Consider the following 18,299-nt stretch of genomic DNA (forward strand, 5'->3'; position numbering starts at 1 on the left):
ACAATATGGCAGAAGTAATTACAATGCCACGCTTAAGCGACACAATGACTGAAGGTGTTGTTGCAGCTTGGTTAAAAAAAGTAGGAGATAAAATTTCAGAAGGAGACATCCTTGCAGAAATTGAAACTGATAAAGCAACAATGGAATTTGAATCATTTTATTCAGGTACATTGTTATATATAGGATTGAAAGAAGGAGAAGCAGCTCCGGTAGACTCATTACTTGCTATCATTGGAGAAGAAGGAGAAGATATTTCAGCTTTGATCGATGGAAAATCGCAATCGGCTGAACCTAAAAAAGAAGAAGAAAAGCAGGAAAAAGAACAATCTGTTGAAGAAGAAAAAGAGTCTTCATCAAAACCTGCTGCAATTCCGGAAGGAGTAAAGGTAGTAACCATGCCGCGCTTAAGCGATACAATGACGGATGGAACTGTTGCCGCTTGGATAAAAAAAGTAGGAGATAAAGTTTCAGAAGGTGATATTCTTGCAGAAATAGAGACGGATAAAGCAACGATGGAGTTTGAAGCTTTTGAAGCAGGAACATTGTTGTATATAGGTGTACAAGAAGGGGAATCGGCTCCGGTTGACAGCGTCTTGGCAATTTTAGGACCAGAGGGTACAGATGTTACGGGAATAATCGACAATATTAAAAAAGGAGTAAAAACAGAAACTGCCAAAGAAGATACTGTTGCGACTGAAACTAAGTCACAATCAAAAACCCCTGACCAAAAGTCTTCTGAAGAGACCGTTGTTACTACTACATCTTCAGGAAGAGTTTTTGTTTCGCCCTTAGCAAAGAAAATAGCAGAAGAAAAAGGTATTAATATCGCTGAAGTTAAAGGAACAGGAGAAAACGGAAGAATAATCAAACGAGATATTGAGAATTTTGTTCCAGCATCAAAACCTACAGGTACTCAGGCAACCTCGTCTTCCGAAACAACTGTTAGCGTTAAACCATTTATTCCTGCAGGAGAAATAAGTGTTGAAGAGGTGAAAAACTCTCAAATGCGTAAAACAATTGCACGTCGTTTAGCAGAATCTAAATTTACAGCTCCACATTATTATCTCACGATTGAGATTGATATGGGAAATGCTATAGCGTCTCGTAAAACAATTAATAATTTGCCCGATACAAAAGTGTCGTTTAACGATATGGTTGTGAAAGCCTGTGCTATGGCATTGCGTAAACATCCGCAGGTAAATACACAGTGGAAAGATGAGGTAACAATTTACAATCATCACATCAATGTCGGAGTAGCTGTAGCCGTAGACGAAGGATTGGTGGTTCCGGTATTGCCGTTTACAGATCAGATGTCCCTCACTCAGATCGGAGAAAAAGTAAAAGAGTTGGCGGGGAAAGCGAAATCCAAAAAGCTTACGCCGGCAGAAATGGAAGGGAGTACTTTTACCGTTTCAAATTTAGGAATGTTTGGAATCCAGTCGTTTACTTCAATTATCAATCAGCCTAACTCTGCGATTTTATCGGTAGGTGCAATTGAAGAAAAGCCGGTTGTCAAAAACGGACAAATTGTAGTAGGCAATACAATGACCGTTACTTTGGCTTGCGACCACAGAACTGTAGATGGAGCAACAGGAGCTCAATTTTTGCAGACGCTGAGAAGCTATATTGAAAATCCGGTTGCCATGTTAGCATAACCTTAAAATATACAATCAAAGCCCGTTTAGTAAAAACGGGCTTTTTTTATTAAAATCATGGAGGGAATAATTGAAGGAAATAAATTAATACCAAAGCTCATATTTTTGTATTTTTGATTAAAAGTCAGAGTAATGAGAATAATTTTTGTTTGGTTTGCGTTGGCAGTTTTAAGTTGTTCTTCTGTCTGCAAAAATGCAGAAACAGAAAAACCAAAAGCCAGTATTGAGAATATTTCTCAAACAATAAATTACCTGTCTTCTGACAATTTACAAGGCAGAGCTACCGGAACTGAGGGCAACAGGCAGGCAGCAGAGTTTTTAAGCAATAAATTGAAAGATTACGCAATTAAACCTTATTATAAATCCTACAACGATACACTCGAAAATATTAAAAACAGCTGGAATATAGTAGGTGTAATTCCGGGTACGGCTGATGACTTAAAAAAAGAGGTAATTGTGCTGGGTGCGCATTATGACCACATTGGAATCCGACCGGCGGTGGATGGAGACACCATTGCAAACGGAGCGAATGACAATGCATCCGGAAGTGCCGTTTTATTGGAATTGGCAAGAAATATTAAATTACAAAACAAAAATAAACGTACAGTTTTAATTGTCTTTTTTACAGGTGAAGAAAAAGGCTTATTGGGATCAGAACATTTAGCAAAAAAATTAAAAATTGACGAGGTAGATCTTGTAGCAATGCTAAACTTTGAAATGTTGGGTGTTCCTATGAAAAGAGAATACATGGCTTACTTAACAGGATATGATTTATCTAATATAGGAGATAAAATAACGGATTTATCGGTAAAAAATGTAATCGGAAACTGGGAAGACTCTGATAAATATCAATTGTTTAAACGCTCAGACAATTATCCTTTTTATCGTATATTCAGAGTCCCTTCCCATACAATAAGTTCTTTTGATTATCAAAATTTTGAATATTATCATCACGTTAAGGACGAAGCTGAAAAGGTTGACCTCAGTTTTATGACAAATTTGACAAATGAATTAATACCCATTATAGGTAAATTAGTTAATTTACCGACGAAAGAGTTAAGCATCAAATAAGAATGAAAAAAAATATAATTATAACCGGTACCAGTAGGGGGATTGGTTTAGAAACAGCTAAGTTTTTAGCAGATCAGGGAAATCAGGTTTTAGCAATATCCCGGAAAACGGCGGAAGGGCTACAAAAGCACCCTAATATAACCTGTTTATCTGCCGATATTACAAAAGAACAGGATTTACAGAACATAACCGGTTTTGTAAAAGAACAATGGAACCAAATAGATATCTTAATTAATAATGCCGGGGCGATTGTAAACAAGCCGTTTGAGGAAATTACACAAAAAGACTTCAATTACGTATATCAGGTAAATGTTTTTGGTGTAGCTCGTTTAATTCAATTGTGTATACCCTTTATGAGAACAAATAGCCATGTTATTACAATCAGTAGTATGGGAGGTGTACAAGGAAGCATGAAGTTTGGTGGTTTAGCAGCCTACAGTTCAAGTAAAGGCGCGGTTACCATCCTGAGCGAATTGCTTGCAGAAGAATACAAAGAAGCCGGGATTTCTTTTAACGTGGTTGCGTTGGGAGCGGTTCAAACCGAAATGTTGGAAGAAGCATTCCCGGGATATCAGGCACCCATAACACCGGAGGAAATGGCAGAATTTATAGGTGATTTTGCTTTAAATGGAAATAAATATTTTAACGGAAAGGTATTGCAGGCATCAAGCACTACTCCTTAAAAAATGCAGATTTGATCGAAAAATTAAAGCCTTATTTGCCCGAATATGCGTTAGAACCTGTTTTTGAATTGATAAAGCATTATCAGGTACACCTTAAAATCGTGAACGAAAGAGTAACCCGCCATGGAGATTATAAAAAAGACCTTTATGGAAAACACGTTATTACGGTAAATGCTAACCTTAATCCATATCGTTTTTTGATGACGCTAATTCACGAAATTGCGCATTTGGTAGCTTTTCAAAAATATGGAGGACAAATCAAGCCACACGGAACAGAATGGAAAAGAACATTTCAGCTGTTAATGGTTCCCTTTCTGAGATCGGAAATTTTTCCTAATCAGCTATTGCCTTTATTGGCAAATCATTTTCGAAATCCATCGGCAAGCAGTGATACGGACGAGCGATTGTCTATTGCAATGAAGCGATACGACGAACAGGATAAAGATAGTAAGGTATGCTTTGTATATGAGATTCCTTTAGGAAGCCATTTTCGTACCTATAACGGAAAAACTTTTAAAAGAGGACCGCTAAGAGTAAAAAGATTTGAGTGTTTAGAAGTGGAAACCGGCAGGATTTATACCTTTAAAGCCAATGCTGAAGTGGAAATGCTGACACATTATATTTTTAAAAATAAATAAATATGAATTCTAATTATTATGCTGTTGTAATGGCAGGCGGAGTAGGGTCTCGTTTTTGGCCTGTGAGTACGCCTGAGTTTCCAAAACAGTTTCACGATATGTTGGGGTCGGGAGAAACGTTAATTCAAAAAACGTTTAAGCGGCTGTCTCAATTGATTCCCAAAGAAAATATTTTGATTTTAACGCATCAGAATTACAAAGAGATTGTAGTAGAACAATTGCCGTCTGTAGACGAGAAAAATATTATTTTGGAACCTGCAATGCGCAACACAGCACCGTGTATTTTGTATGCTGCTTTAAAAATAAAAAAAATGAATCCCGATGCAGTGATGGTAGTTGCTCCGAGTGATCATTGGATAGAAGATGAATTACAGTTTGTCGCTAATTTGCTGCGTACTTTTGATGTGTGTGAGCACGACAGTATTTTAATGACTTTAGGGATTTTGCCTACTTTTCCTAACACGGGCTACGGCTATATAGAATTTAATAAATTAGATTCCAGACCGATTAAAAAAGTAGTTCAGTTTAGAGAAAAACCGGATTACGTTACTGCACGAAAGTTTATTCTGAGTCGTCATTTTTTGTGGAATTCAGGAATATTTGTTTGGAGTGTAAATACAATTTTAGATGCTTTTTCGCAATTTCAACCGGAAATGATGGAGTTGTTTGAACGAGGATATAGCGTGTTGAATACAGAAAAAGAAACAAGTTTTATCGAAGCAAATTATCACAAGGCAGAAAATATTTCAATTGATTATGCTGTCATGGAAAAAGCGGGTAATGTGTATGTTTTACCTGCAACTTTTGATTGGAATGATTTGGGAACCTGGGGGGCATTATATGAAAAACTGCCAAAAGATAATTTGGATAATGCTGTTGTAAACGCAAAAGTATTTTTAGAAAATGCAACTAATAATATCATTCGTACCGATGATTGCAATAAAACAGTTGTTGTGGACGGGTTAAATGATTATATTATTGTGGACAGAGAAGATGTGCTGCTTATTTATCCCAAACGCAAAGAACAGGATATTAAGAAAATAAGCAAAAGCGTAGAAGACATGATACTTAAAACCAAAAAACTACCTGATTAAGGTAGTTTTTTAATTATTCTTGTTCTCTGTTTTTAAGTTCTTTTTTAGTTTTTTTCTTGTCCATATGTCGGATGGCATCTCTAACCATGTTGAATAAATCAGATGAATATACAAAGTCTACTACATCTTCATTATCGGTGTGGATAATTTCTTTGTGATTTCCTGACCAGGCTAACACGCCGTTTTTTAAAAAGATAATATGTTCGCCTATTTCTAAAACAGAGTTCATGTCGTGCGTGTTAATAATGGTTGTAATACCATATTCATGTGTGATTTCCTGAATCAGATTATCAATTACAATAGCTGTTTTAGGATCTAAGCCGGAGTTTGGCTCATCGCAAAACAAATATTTGGGATTATTGACAATAGCTCTGGCAATAGCAACTCGTTTCTGCATTCCTCCCGATATTTCTGCGGGTTTCTTTTTATTGGCGTCAATGAGTTTTACGCGATCAATTACTTCGTTTACCCGAAGCATAATTTCCTTATTGCTTTTATTGGTAAACATACGCAGGGGAAAAGCTATATTTTCTTCTACGGTCATAGAGTCAAACAAAGCACTACCTTGAAAAACCATGCCGATTTCGGTACGTAAATCTCTTTTTTCCGTCTTGCTCAAAGAAGAGTATACCCTTCCGTCAAACAAAATCCGTCCGCTATCGTGTCTGTGAATTCCTAAAAGCGTCTTTAAAAAAACCGTTTTTCCCGAACCGCTTTGCCCGATAATCAAGTTGGTTTTTCCCGTTTCAAAAACGGTGCTGATGCCTTTTAAAACTTGCGTGCCATCAAACGATTTAACTATATCCTGTACTTCAATCATAACTTATTTACTTAATAGCAGTGAGGTTAATATATAATTGCTGACAATGATAGCAACACTTGTCCAAACAAAAGCCGTGGTACTTGCTTTTCCTACTTCCAATGCTCCGCCTTTCATGTAATAGCCAAAATAAGCAGGAATTGAAGCTAACAAAAATCCGAAAATAGCTGTTTTGATAAAGGCATATACGACGTGAAAAGGAATAAAAGTATCTTGCAGCCCGACTATAAACTGTTCTGAAGTTACAAAATTACCCATTACTCCGCCAAACCATCCGCCAAGAATACCCAAAAACATACTGATTCCGATAACAAACGGATATAGCGAAACCGCTATTAATTTGGGAAAAACGAGATAGTTTAAGGAGTTGATACCCATTACCTCCAACGCATCAATCTGTTCCGTTACCCGCATTGTTCCAATGCTGGAAGTAATAAATGACCCCATTTTACCAGCCATAATGATAGAAATAAAGGTAGGCGAAAACTCCAGAATTACAGATTGTCTGGTAGCAAATCCGATAAGGTATTTCGGAATTAAGGGATTGGTTAGGTTAAGTGCGGTCTGTATGGCTACAACACCACCCACAAAAAATGATAAAAAGCAAACAATTCCCAAGGAGCCAATAATTAAATCATCGATTTCTTTAAATATCAGCTGCTTCATTATTTTCCACTTGGTCATTCTGCTAAAAACTTCTTTTAGCATAAGAAAGTATCTGCCAATGTGTATTAAACTTGATTTTATCATAAAGAATTAAATATTGGCTAAATTACCAATAACAAATGAGTTTTTAAGTTTATGAGGTTAAAAAATCGCTTAAGTCAGCTTGGAAATTATTTTTTTCCATCTGTAATGTCGGATGTAGCGTCCTTGTTCTTTATTCACTAAAAAAGGTTTTCTTTCTTTTTTAGCTTTAAAAAAGCCGGTTAAATAATCCATGCAAAGCAATGGCTTCTTTTTTTTAAAGGCGAGTTTTAAAGCAGCTATTAAGGTAATAACAAAGCCATAATGCAGCCTGTAAAAGGCTTCACCCTGTTTATATCTGGCTTTTTGGTCATAAATAGCTCCGGTAGGTTTGAGGTGCTTTACTTTTAAATCTTCTATAGTAACAACTTTCCAGTTATAGTATCGGCATAAAAGTTCGTCTGCTGTGTCCCATCCCATAGCAGATCGCAAACCTCCGATTTGTTCAAAACACACTTTCCGATAGGCTTTGAAAGCTCCGCGGATATGATCCTTATCTGTCAGATTTTCCAGAATCCATCTGCCGTTTTTTTCGATATAAGCAAAGCCTCCTGCCATCCCTGCTTGCGGATCTTGTATAAAAACAGCTATTATAGCTTCAAAATAATTATCGGGTAAAATTAAATCGGCGTCCAGTTTAACGATGAGGTCATACTCCAAATCAGGAGAAATCTGTTGAAACCCAAAATTAAAAGCCTCTATTACTTTGCTGCCGGGCAAATGAATGTTTTCAGATTGTTTGATTATAACTTTAATCCAGTTGTGGTTACTTGCAAACTTTTGAACTATTTGTTCTGTACAATCCGTTGAATTATCATTGACTACAATTACTTCTTCGGGAAGTTTGGTTTGAGATGCCAGACTGGTAAGTGTTTTTTCAATATAAGCTTCTTCGTTATAAGCGGGGATAACAACAACGTATTTCATTGTACAAGATCGATTTGGACTTTTTGTTTGCTAAAAAAGAGTTTCAATACTTTTTACAAGACAAAAATAGAAAAAAATGTAGTTAACTATTTATTAGCAAGTATATTTGTATTTGGTTAATGGTTTTGGTCAATGAATAAAAGTATTTCCAGCAAACAAGCTTTCCTTTTTACGGTTATCAATTACCTCGGTGTCCTGATTGGCGTAATTTCGACTGTTTTGATTTATCCGCAAGAGAAGGAATTGTTGGGAATTGTAAGGTTTGTCGATGCCTGTGCTCAAATTTTGTATCCGATTATTGTATTGGGAAGTACCCATGCCTTGATTAATTTTTATCCTCAGCTAACTGTTCGGCTTCAAAAAAAACTTTTTAGTTTTAGTCTTATTTCTCTGGTGAAGTTAGCTTTTTGGGTGTTAATGGGGTTGCTGTTACTCAATTTTTTTTATGCAAGTAGTCAGATAAAATATATATGGATGTCTTTTCCGCTGGCAATAGCCTTGGCATATATTGAGTTGTTCAGAAGACAAGCAACTAATCTGCACAAAATATCTTTTCCCACTTTTTTTGAAAAGATAATTCCCAAATTGATGTTGCCTGCTGTTTTTTTGTTGGTGATATATCAAAATACAGCAGTAGATAAAGCAGTTTGGTATTACATATTTGCTTATTACGTGATTGCCGCTGTAATCGGCAGCTATATTTATAAAAACTATCCTTTTTCTATTTACGGTAACTATAAGGATTTGTTTGCAGAAGTCTCTAAAAAGAAGTACTACACCTATAGTCTCTATGCGTTTGCCGGCAGTTTTGGCTCGTTTTTCGCTTTTCGGGTGGACTCTTTAATGATTCCTCATTTTATTTCTTTTGAGGCTAACGGAACCTATAATATTGGCGTTACGCTTGCTTCTACTTTGGCTATTCCGGCAACGGGTGTATTTGCTCTGTATGCTCCGGTAATTTCTGATCTCATAAAAAGTGCACAGCTCAAAACATTAAATGAAAAGTATAAAGAAGTTGCTAAAAATCTGTTTTTTGTCGGCATGTTGCTGTTTTCCTGTGTAGCGGTGGGAATAGAACCTTTTTTTCAGCTTTTGCCAACATTTGACAAGCTGGCGCCTTCACTTCCCGTTATTTACCTTTTGGGAATAAATGTGGTAATCAATATGTCAACCAGCTTTAACAGTGAGATTATTTCATATTCCAAATACTATAAATTTAATCTCGTATCGATATTAAGTTTAATGGTACTGAATGTGCTGCTCAATTATATTTTGCTCACTCAAACCGATTTGGGGATTTTTGGTGTAGCAGTGGCATCTTTGTTTTCCTTAACGTTGTTTAATATTGCCAAAACCCTGTATATTTACTACAAAATGAGATTACTGCCTTTTGATTTTACTTTCTTAAAAATACTGGCGGTTATGATTTTTGTTCTGCTGCTTGTATTAAAAATTCCTTATGCCGAAAATTCCTTATCAGTCCTGATAGTAAAAGTTGGATTAATACTCGTGCTTAATGTCATTTGGGTACTTAAAACAGGCTGGATTCCTTTTGTGCGGACGGCAGTGAATAAATTATTGAAGAAAAAGTAATATATTTGTAGCATACTTATCAAAAAAAGGAAGTGAAATGTAAAAAATAATTTCTTTCAGACTATAAAAGAAGTGAGACTCGGCAAGAGTTAAGCTATTTGTTTATATTTTAAAAAGAAAGAAGTTATGCTTACTGTTCAAAATGTATCTTACACTCATCCCAACAAGGATCTACTATTTAAAAATATTGATATTACTGTCAATGCGGGCGATAAAATAGCATTGATAGGCAATAATGGCGTTGGAAAATCAACCTTATTAAAACTTATTGCCGGAGAACTGCAATCTTCAGGCGGAATTTTACAAACCCACGCTGTACCTTATTATATTCCCCAAATTTATGGACAATATAACCATTTGTCTGTGGCGCAGGCACTTCGGATAGATGAAAAACTTTTTGCTTTGCATCAGATTTTACAGGGTTCGCTTTCTGAAGAAAACTACGCCAAACTTAATGATGACTGGACTATTGAAGAGCGTTGTTTTGAAGCTTTGCAATACTGGCAGTTGCAGGATATAGATTTATCGCAAAAGATAAAAACGCTGAGCGGAGGACAAAAAATAAAAGTATTTTTAGCCGGCATTTTAATTCATCAGCCCGATTTGGTCCTTTTAGACGAACCGAGCAATCATCTGGATGTTCAGGGAAGAGCACTCCTTTATGATTTTATCCGGCATACAAAATCCACTTTAATCGTTGTAAGCCATGATAGAAAATTGCTCAATGGGTTAAATGCTGTTTGCGAACTGCATCCGTTGGGGATTACTGTATATGGGGGGAATTATGATTTTTATTGCAGGCAAAAGCAAATAGAAAGTAATGCTTTGATGCAGGATATTCAAAGTAAAGAAAAAGCTTTAAAAAAAGCCCAGTCAAAAGAGAGAGAAGCTCTGGAGCGCAAACAAAAACAGGATAACAGGGCAAAAAAGAGCTTGGGAAAAGCAGGACTGCCGAAAATTGTTGCCAACACGTGGAAAAACAGTGCAGAAATGAGCGCTTCAAAAATTAAAAGTGTTCATGCCGAGAAAACGGACCATATAGCAAAGGAACTTCGCGCGCTTCGTTCGGAACAATTTGATACGGATGTTATGAAGTTTGGATTTGATAATTCCCGCTTGCACACCGGAAAGATATTGTTTACTGCCACTGAAACCAACATTAGTTTCAAAAGCAAAAAATACTTGTGGAAAAAGCCGCTTAGTTTTCAGCTGGTAAGCGGAGAGCGAGTAGCTGTACAAGGAAAAAATGGTTCGGGCAAAACAACATTGATTAATATAATTCTGGGCCATCTTATACCACAGGAAGGAAAAGTTTTTACGGCAGAAAATAAATCGGTTTATATTGATCAGGATTATTCCTTACTTGACAATAACTGGTCTGTTTATGAACAGGCTCAGTACTTTAATACCTCGGCTTTACAGGAACATGAAGTAAAAATGAATTTAAACAGGTTTCTGTTCGGCAAAGAAGAGTGGGATAAAAAGTGTCTAAAGTTAAGCGGAGGAGAACGAATGCGTTTGTCACTGTGTTGTTTGACTCTTTCTGCTCAATCGCCGGATCTCATCATATTAGACGAACCAACAAATAATCTCGATATCCAAAGTCTGGAAATACTTGCCAAAGCTATCAATGGATATAAAGGAACCTTATTAGTGGTTTCACATGACGAGACCTTTTTAAAAGAAATCGGAATTCAGCGGATTATTGCGTTGTGATACATCTAAAAACAGCGTTATAGGACGGCGTCGATTACGCTTGTTAAATCACTCTCGTTTTCAAATCCGCCTTTAAAAGTCCTGATTATTTTTTTGCCTTTAATTAAATAGCTTGTAGGAACCACATAGGAATTAATTTTATAATCTGCCTGTTTGTTGTCTAAAAAGTTCAGAATAGCCGTTTTGTATTCCAAATTATCAAGAGTAATGTCTTGGAATTCAAACTTTTTTGATTCTAAAAAACGAACAAGTTTGACAGAATCCGTATCAATGGACAAAGATACGAATTGAATATTTTTGGAAGCGTATTTTTGTTTAACGGTGTTTAAAAGCGGCATTTCTTCAATGCAGGGTTTACACCATGTAGCCCATAAATTCACAAAAACTAATTGGTCGTTTTCCAAGTACTCAGTATTGAATTTGGACCCGTTTAAATCGTACTTTTGCTTGACTTCATGAAAGTCGTTTTGTTTGCCTATCCGGATATTATCGCCAATTTGAATTCCAAAATTCATAAGATAGACGATTGCTAAAATTAAGATTCCACCGATAATTAAAAGTGTTTTTTTCATAAATAGAGTTTAACAATAAACAATTTAGTGTAAATGTACTTAATTAAAATTATCTGAAAAAATTAATATATTAGCTATAACAGTAAATGGATAAATATGAAAAAGCTCGTTTTAGTTATGTTATTAATCATATGTGTTCCAATAAGAGCACAGGAAAAAGAAATCAAATGGGACGTGTCGTTGGGAGGAGGAGTTTTAAGTGTCCCTGAGATAGGAAGCGGTTTTGGTGATGCCTTTGGTACACTGTTCACTGTGCTTGGCTATAACACTTATACAGAAACCAGCTCTACAGGTACACTTGTGCTAAATGGAAAGTATGCGATTAATCCTAAAGTAAAAATAGGTATGGATGTGGCAATATTAATCGAAAATGAAAAGCAATACAGAGCGAGTACAAAGGAGTATGTAGGAAATACAAAATATACCCATATATCGTTTATTCCGCGAGTTGACTGGTATTGGAACAGGAAAACAAGATGGAATATGTACTCTTCAGCAGGTGTCGGACTTAATATAGTCAAAGGAAAAGAAAAAATGAAAGATGAAGATTATCAAATTGAAAAAACAACAACAGAAACCAAAACAGCATTTATTGTAATCCCGTTTGGAGTAGAATACGGAAAAGCTTTTAAAGGATTTGCAGAAGTTGGAATCGGTTATACAGGATTGCTTCAGTTTGGCATAAGATATTCTTTTTAAAGGTTTGTTGAGGTGTTGCCTTTTTTTAAGCTTCTATTTTTATTTTTAGGCATATATTTTGATATATTTATCTGATAAATGCAATTGATTAAAGCCAATGGAGTTTCCAAACAAAAAGTTAAGCAATATACTCAAAGGAGTGATAGCAGTAACAACTTTTGTGTTGATATTAGATTTGTTTGATTTTTTTAGATGGAAATATATCAGTACAGTTTGTTACATTCTGTTAAGTATCGCATTGGTTCTTTTTTTTCTGCTTGGACGAAGCAAAAAGAGAGAGAATTCCGGCAATACAAAAAAATAAAAAAAGAGTGATTTACAAAATCACTCTTTTTTTTATAATAAACAGAGATTTTTAACTCTCTATATAAGCTTCGATAGGTGCACAAGAGCAAACCAGGTTTCTGTCTCCGTATGCGTCATCTACACGACGTACAGATGCCCAGAATTTGTTTTCAGCAACATAATCCAGCGGGTATGCAGCTTTTTGTCTGGAATACGGTAAATCCCAGTTATCAGCTGTTAATTGTGCCAGTGTATGCGGAGCATTTTTAAGTTCGTTTACCGGATTGTCGGCAGAAGCATTTTCTATTTCCTGACGGATAGAAATCATGGCATCACAAAAACGATCAAGTTCTTGCAGACTTTCACTTTCAGTCGGCTCAATCATCAGTGTTCCAGCAACCGGAAAAGATACGGTTGGTGCGTGAAATCCATAGTCGATTAAGCGCTTGGCAATATCCGTTACTTCAATTCCTTTTTCTTTAAATTCGCGAACGTCAACGATCATTTCGTGAGCTGCACGTCCGTTTTCTCCGGTATAAAGAATAGCGTAGTGCTCCTCTAATCTTGCTTTCATATAATTGGCGTTGAGGATAGCAGATTGCGTAACATTTTTTAGGCCTTCTGTTCCCAGCATAGCAATATATCCGTAAGAAATCAGACAAACCAATGCCGAACCATAAGGAGCAGACGAAATAGAGGTAATAGCATTTTCTCCGCCCACTTTTACCAGCGGGTTAGAAGGTAAAAACTGAACCAGGTGTTCTGCAACACAAATAGGTCCCACACCCGGTCCGCCGCCACCGTGAGGGATGGCAAATGTTTTGTGAAGGTTTAAGTGGCAAACGTCAGCTCCAATAGCTGCCGGATTAGTAAATCCAACCTGTGCGTTCATATTAGCACCATCCATATAAACCTGTCCGCCGTTATCGTGAATTATTTTTGTAATTTCCATAATAGCAGATTCATACACACCGTGAGTGGACGGATAAGTAACCATCAAACAAGAAAGGTTGTCTTTATGTAATTCTGCTTTAGCTCTTAAATCTTCAACATCTATATTTCCTTCAGGTGTTGTTTTAGTCACTACTACTTTCATGCCCGCCATAGCAGCAGAAGCAGGATTTGTTCCGTGTGCAGAAGCAGGAATAAGCGCTATATCTCTCTGGTAATCCCCTTTGGAGTGGTGATAAGCGCGGATTGCAAGCAAACCCGCATACTCTCCTTGCGCTCCCGAGTTAGGCTGTAATGTTGTACCGGCAAAGCCTGTAATAATATTTAACTTGTGCTCTAAATCAGTCAGCATTTCCAGATAGCCCTGTGCCTGATCAGCAGGAACAAACGGGTGAATATTATTCCACTGCGGGTTGCTCAATGGAAGCATTTCAGCCGCAGCATTTAACTTCATGGTACAAGAACCCAAAGAAATCATAGAGTGATTTAAAGCTAAATCTTTTCTTTCCAAACGTTTGATGTAACGCATCAGCTCTGTTTCGGAATGATAGCTGTTAAAAACATCGTGTTCTAAAAATTTAGATGTACGCTGCAATTTTGCAGGATAGCTAATTGTACTTTCGTTAAGAGCAGTTACTTCAAAAGCATCTTTGCCTAAAGCTTCTGCAAAAATTGCCACAATTGTATTGATGTCTTTTAATTCTGCTGTTTCGTTTAACGCAATAGAAATAGTATTGGCATCAACGTAATAAAAGTTTACCAACTTAGCTTCTGCAATTGGTTTGACTTTAGCGGCATCTGCTTTTACCGTAATGGTATCAAAGTAAGCAGAGTTAATTTGCTCTACTCCCAATTTTGCTAAACTTTCTGCCAGAGTATTGGCTTTAGCATGCACCTGATTAGCAATAAATCTCAAGCCGTCAGGACCGTGATATACCGCGTAAAAACTTGCCATTACTGCCAGTAAAACCTGTGCCGTACAGATATTGGACGTTGCTTTTTCGCGTTTAATGTGTTGTTCGCGCGTTTGCAAAGCCATGCGCAAAGCTCTGTTGCCGTCCGCATCTTTTGAAACGCCTATGATACGTCCCGGCATACTGCGTTTGTATTCTTCCTTGGTAGCAAAAAATCCTGCGTGAGGACCTCCAAAACCTAACGGAATACCAAAGCGCTGTGTAGTACCCACAACAACATCAGCTCCCATTTCTCCTGGAGAAGTTAAGGAAACTAAAGATAAAATATCAGCAGCTACAGCTACTTTAATGTCTTTTGATTTTGCCGTATGAATAAAATCGGCGTAATCGTACACTTGTCCGTATTTGCCCGGATATTGTAAAATAGCCCCGAAGTACTCTTCTGAAAAATCAAATTGCTGATGATCTCCAACAACTAATTCAATTCCGAAAGGAACAGCACGGGTTTCCAACACAGAAAGTGTTTGAGGTAAAATTTCTTCTGAAACAAAAAACTTAACCGTATTGCTCTTTTTTTGATCTCTTGTTCTTACGTCAAACAGTAAAATCATGGCTTCTGCCGCAGCAGTACCTTCGTCCAGTAAGGAAGCATTGGCAATTTCCATTCCCGTAAGTTCAATAACAGTAGTCTGGAAGTTAAGCAAAGCTTCTAAACGCCCTTGAGCAATTTCTGCCTGATAAGGCGTGTAGGCAGTATACCATCCCGGATTTTCAAATACGTTGCGGATGATTGGAGCAGGGCAAACCGCTTCGTGATATCCTAATCCGATAAATGTGCGGAATATTTTATTTTTATTTCCCAGCGTCTGGATATGAGTTAAATACTCATATTCAGTCATAGCAGGAGCAAGATTTAAATCGTTTTTTAAGCGGATAGTCCCCGGAAAAGTTTCGTCTATCAGCTGATCAATGTTGTCCACTTTGATTGTTTTAAACATATGAGCCAAATCTTCCGGTCTCGGACCAACGTGCCTTAAGGCAAATGCATTTGTTTTCATTACGAACAATAAATAAAAAGTTGTTGTGTTTAAGCCTACAAAAATAATTAATATTCTGATATTTTTCGTTTATTACTGCTAATTTTGAGAACTATTTAATCCTTGTGAAAAGATCTCTGTAAAAAACTATGGATTTGTTAAAAAACAAAGTAGTCGATTTTTACCTGAACGGAAGCATTCACGTTTCGTTTGCCGTTTTTGCGTTGGTTCAGATGACTTTTTATTTTTGTCAGCTGCCCTTTGATGCTGTTGTTTCAGCAATGGCATTTACCGGAACGCTGTTTTCGTATAATTTTATCAAATATGCAGCACTCGTCTACCACCAGCGAAAAAATCTCTCGTTGAGGTTGAAATGGATCTGTACGGTCAGCTTTTTGGCATTGGGTATTGGGATTATTAGCTTTTTGATGCTTAATTTAAAAGCACAGTTAGTGACTTTTGGTTTGTTGATTTTATCGGTTTTATATGCGGTTCCCATTCACCGCAAAATTCCCAATTTGCGCAATTGGGCAGGCATCAAAGTGTATATTGTATGTTTTTGCTGGGCAACAGTTACGCTGTTGGTTCCGGTTGTCAATGCTGATATGGCATTGAATTGGGATATAGGCGTCAAGTTTTTCCAGCGCTTTATACTGGTTTTTGTGCTGATCGGCATTTTTGAGATTGTCGATTTGCAATACGATGACGACAACCTGAAAACAATTCCGCAGACTTTGGGAATCGTAAAAACCAAATGGTTGCTGTCCGTGCTGTTGCTTCCCTTTTACGTTATTGAATTCTTTAAAGATGGCTTTCAACCCATTCAGGTCTGGAACAATTTAGTTATTGTTTTATTAACGTTGTTTTTTATCTGCTGCGCTTCGCCTTCACGAACTAAATTTTATACGCTGTTTTGGGTCGAAAGCGTTCCGATTATTTGGTGGCTGCTCATTGTTTTTGAAAAATAGCTGCTTTTTTTAGTTGAATCTAAAAATTGTATCTTTGTGCTTTGTTAAAAGGATAAGTATGATAAAATTAATAGATGCCGTTCAGGCAAGCAGCAATGTAGTTTTTGTTTTAAGCGAAGAAAATAATCACAGTACGGAAGTACCTGCGTTTTTAAACGAGTTTGTCATTTCGTTTAAAGAGGGTAAAAAGAAAGAAGATTTTGTAAAGACAGCCCATCAGTTTTTCTTTTTTGTAAAAGAAAATACAGACTTGGAAAAAATGCGCTTGGCAGGATTTAATATTCGCAAACAGCTGGATAGGCAAGCTGATAATTTAACGGTTATAGGAGATGGAGAAGCTACACTGGCACTGGCAGAAGGAATAATGTTGTCTAACTATCAGTTTTTAAAATACTTTAAAGAAGCCGAAGACATGAAATATGCTTTGGAAGCTATTGCTATTAAAGGAGATTTTACAGCAAAACAAATCGGGGATTTAAACCATACGATCAAAGCGGTTTACTGGGCGCGAACGATGGTTAACGAGCCGGTTAATTTTTTAAATGCTACCCGGCTGGCTCGTGAAATAGAAAAATTAGGCAAAGAGGCAGGCTTTTCTGTTAAAGTATTGGAACGCAAAGAAATTGAAGATTTAAAAATGGGAGGACTACTGGCTGTAAACAGAGGTTCTGTAGAGCAGCCTACTTTTACCATTATGGAATATAAACCCCAAAACCCGATCAATAAAAAACCGGTTGTGCTGGTAGGAAAAGGAGTCGTTTACGATACCGGAGGATTGAGCTTAAAACCGACACAAGGCTCGATGGATGCGATGAAAAGCGATATGGGCGGTGCTGCTTGTATGGCAGGAACGATTTATGCGGCGGCACTTAATCAGATAAACGTGCATATTATCGGTTTGATTCCGGCAACGGACAACCGTCCGGGCGGGGATGCTTATACCCCGGGAGATATTATTACGATGTATGACGGAACAACGGTTGAGGTGCTCAATACAGATGCAGAAGGACGTATGATTCTGGCAGATGCCATTGCGTATGCCAATCAATATGAACCTGAGGTTATTATTGATGCAGCTACCTTAACGGGAGCAGCTTTGGTAGCGGCAGGAGATATTGCCTCTTGCATTATGGGAAATAGCGAAGAAGTTATTAAAGAACTTGTTGTTTCGGGATATAAAGTACACGAGCGTTTAGCACAGCTGCCGTTTTGGGATGATTATAAAGACTTGCTGAAATCCAGTGTGGCAGATATGAAAAACATTGGCGGACGCTTTGCCGGAACCATTACTGCTGGTAAATTTTTAGAACACTTTGCCAAAGCTCCTTATGTGCATATAGATATTGCCGGTCCGGCATGGATGGACGCTCCAAGGGACTATAAAGGCAACGGAGGAACGGGAACCGGAATCCGTACGTTGGTTGACTTTTTGGAGCATTACAGAGAATAAAGCCACAAAATAGAATATAAAAAAAGCAGACAAAAACGTAAGTTTTGTCTGCTTTTTTATTTATACCTGTCTAAAACTTACAGGTAGTTTTAATATGATCTGTTTTCTCCAAATACTAATTCAAATAAGCTTTGATATAGGAAAGTTGTTTTTATGATATTTCACTTCTGCTGTTTAAGAATAGATGTATTTAATACTATGTTTTTTTGTCAGCTGAGGCGGTTTGGTGCGGATGTTTATTTTGGGTTTTTAAATCATATTACCCGTTGTGCATTATGAATTAAAGAAGAGAAAAGTTGTTCATTTGATTTAAAATCAGTAAATTGAATTAACTACAAAACCATTTACAATGAACAACTTAGGTTCAAATTACGAAAGAATTTTGGAAGTTTTACGAAAAATATCAAATGAAAATTTATTGCCCTACCAAAGACGAACACCAAAATTGAAGGATTTGGAATTGATAAGTCTTGCTTTAA

The 18,299-nt window shown here is 36.9% G+C and carries 15 protein-coding genes and 1 pseudogene; 11 read left to right on the top strand and 5 right to left on the bottom strand.

The window, feature by feature from the left end; translation table 11 throughout:
- Window positions 1-5: 5 nt before the first annotated feature.
- The 5 genes from C8P70_RS01450 to C8P70_RS01470 all read left to right on the top strand — a co-directional run bounded on the left by C8P70_RS01450 (window position 6) and on the right by C8P70_RS01470 (window position 5,141).
- A complete protein-coding gene (locus C8P70_RS01450; protein ID WP_133711574.1) occupies window positions 6-1,655 on the top strand; it encodes a pyruvate dehydrogenase complex dihydrolipoamide acetyltransferase in 1,650 nt (549 codons plus the stop codon).
- Window positions 1,656-1,787: 132 nt separating this feature from the next.
- Window positions 1,788-2,726: a M20/M25/M40 family metallo-hydrolase gene (locus C8P70_RS01455; RefSeq protein ID WP_133711575.1), complete on the top strand. Its 939-nt coding sequence runs from the start codon at window positions 1,788-1,790 to the stop codon at window positions 2,724-2,726.
- 2 nt (window positions 2,727-2,728) lie between these two features.
- Window positions 2,729-3,409, top strand: coding sequence for an SDR family NAD(P)-dependent oxidoreductase (locus C8P70_RS01460; RefSeq protein ID WP_133711576.1), 681 nt, complete (start codon window positions 2,729-2,731; stop codon window positions 3,407-3,409).
- 11 nt (window positions 3,410-3,420) lie between these two features.
- The gene (locus C8P70_RS01465; protein ID WP_133711577.1) at window positions 3,421-4,047 is read left to right on the top strand and encodes a SprT-like domain-containing protein; all 627 of its coding nucleotides are present in this window, start codon (window positions 3,421-3,423) and stop codon (window positions 4,045-4,047) included.
- Window positions 4,048-4,049: 2 nt separating this feature from the next.
- Window positions 4,050-5,141 carry a mannose-1-phosphate guanylyltransferase gene (locus C8P70_RS01470; protein WP_133711578.1) on the top strand — a complete coding sequence of 364 codons (1,092 nt, stop codon included), beginning with the start codon at window positions 4,050-4,052 and terminating at the stop codon, window positions 5,139-5,141.
- A gap of 13 nt (window positions 5,142-5,154) precedes the next feature.
- Here the strand turns inward: C8P70_RS01470 and C8P70_RS01475 are convergent, their stop codons facing one another.
- The 3 genes from C8P70_RS01475 to C8P70_RS01485 form a co-directional block, all read right to left on the bottom strand.
- Window positions 5,155-5,961, bottom strand: coding sequence for an ABC transporter ATP-binding protein (locus tag C8P70_RS01475; protein ID WP_133711579.1), 807 nt, complete (start codon window positions 5,959-5,961; stop codon window positions 5,155-5,157).
- A gap of 3 nt (window positions 5,962-5,964) precedes the next feature.
- Window positions 5,965-6,711 carry an MlaE family ABC transporter permease gene (locus C8P70_RS01480; protein WP_133711580.1) on the bottom strand — a complete coding sequence of 249 codons (747 nt, stop codon included), beginning with the start codon at window positions 6,709-6,711 and terminating at the stop codon, window positions 5,965-5,967.
- A 69-nt stretch (window positions 6,712-6,780) separates the two neighbouring features.
- Window positions 6,781-7,635 carry a glycosyltransferase gene (locus C8P70_RS01485; RefSeq protein ID WP_133711581.1) on the bottom strand — a complete coding sequence of 285 codons (855 nt, stop codon included), beginning with the start codon at window positions 7,633-7,635 and terminating at the stop codon, window positions 6,781-6,783.
- A gap of 132 nt (window positions 7,636-7,767) precedes the next feature.
- On the opposite strand from C8P70_RS01485, the gene C8P70_RS01490 reads away from it, so the two are divergent.
- Window positions 7,768-9,228 (top strand): lipopolysaccharide biosynthesis protein, encoded by a 1,461-nt coding sequence (locus C8P70_RS01490; RefSeq protein WP_133711582.1) that lies wholly within the window; start codon window positions 7,768-7,770, stop codon window positions 9,226-9,228.
- Window positions 9,229-9,354: 126 nt separating this feature from the next.
- Window positions 9,355-10,944 (top strand): ribosomal protection-like ABC-F family protein, encoded by a 1,590-nt coding sequence (gene abc-f / locus C8P70_RS01495; RefSeq protein ID WP_133711583.1) that lies wholly within the window; start codon window positions 9,355-9,357, stop codon window positions 10,942-10,944.
- 17 nt (window positions 10,945-10,961) lie between these two features.
- Here abc-f and C8P70_RS01500 read toward each other — a convergent pair whose 3' ends face one another.
- Window positions 10,962-11,516 (bottom strand): TlpA family protein disulfide reductase, encoded by a 555-nt coding sequence (locus C8P70_RS01500; protein WP_133711584.1) that lies wholly within the window; start codon window positions 11,514-11,516, stop codon window positions 10,962-10,964.
- A 96-nt stretch (window positions 11,517-11,612) separates the two neighbouring features.
- Here C8P70_RS01500 and C8P70_RS01505 point away from each other — a divergent pair, with 96 nt between their 5' ends.
- On the top strand, window positions 11,613-12,215 hold the full coding sequence (locus C8P70_RS01505) for a hypothetical protein (RefSeq protein WP_133711585.1): 603 nt from the start codon (window positions 11,613-11,615) through the stop codon (window positions 12,213-12,215).
- Window positions 12,216-12,570: 355 nt separating this feature from the next.
- On the opposite strand, the gene gcvP is transcribed toward C8P70_RS01505, so the two are convergent.
- The gene (gcvP, locus tag C8P70_RS01510; protein ID WP_133711586.1) at window positions 12,571-15,423 is read right to left on the bottom strand and encodes an aminomethyl-transferring glycine dehydrogenase; all 2,853 of its coding nucleotides are present in this window, start codon (window positions 15,421-15,423) and stop codon (window positions 12,571-12,573) included.
- A gap of 128 nt (window positions 15,424-15,551) precedes the next feature.
- Here gcvP and C8P70_RS01515 point away from each other — a divergent pair, with 128 nt between their 5' ends.
- The 3 genes and pseudogenes from C8P70_RS01515 to C8P70_RS14295 form a co-directional block, all read left to right on the top strand.
- Window positions 15,552-16,370 (top strand): UbiA prenyltransferase family protein, encoded by an 819-nt coding sequence (locus C8P70_RS01515; RefSeq protein ID WP_133711587.1) that lies wholly within the window; start codon window positions 15,552-15,554, stop codon window positions 16,368-16,370.
- Between the two features lie 58 nt (window positions 16,371-16,428).
- Window positions 16,429-17,820 carry a leucyl aminopeptidase family protein gene (locus C8P70_RS01520; RefSeq protein WP_133711588.1) on the top strand — a complete coding sequence of 464 codons (1,392 nt, stop codon included), beginning with the start codon at window positions 16,429-16,431 and terminating at the stop codon, window positions 17,818-17,820.
- A gap of 349 nt (window positions 17,821-18,169) precedes the next feature.
- Window positions 18,170-18,299 (top strand): annotated as a pseudogene (locus tag C8P70_RS14295) (IS982 family transposase); the annotation flags it as partial.

The organism is Myroides indicus (assembly GCF_004364575.1).
GTDB classification, from domain to species: domain Bacteria; phylum Bacteroidota; class Bacteroidia; order Flavobacteriales; family Flavobacteriaceae; genus Flavobacterium; species Flavobacterium indicum_A.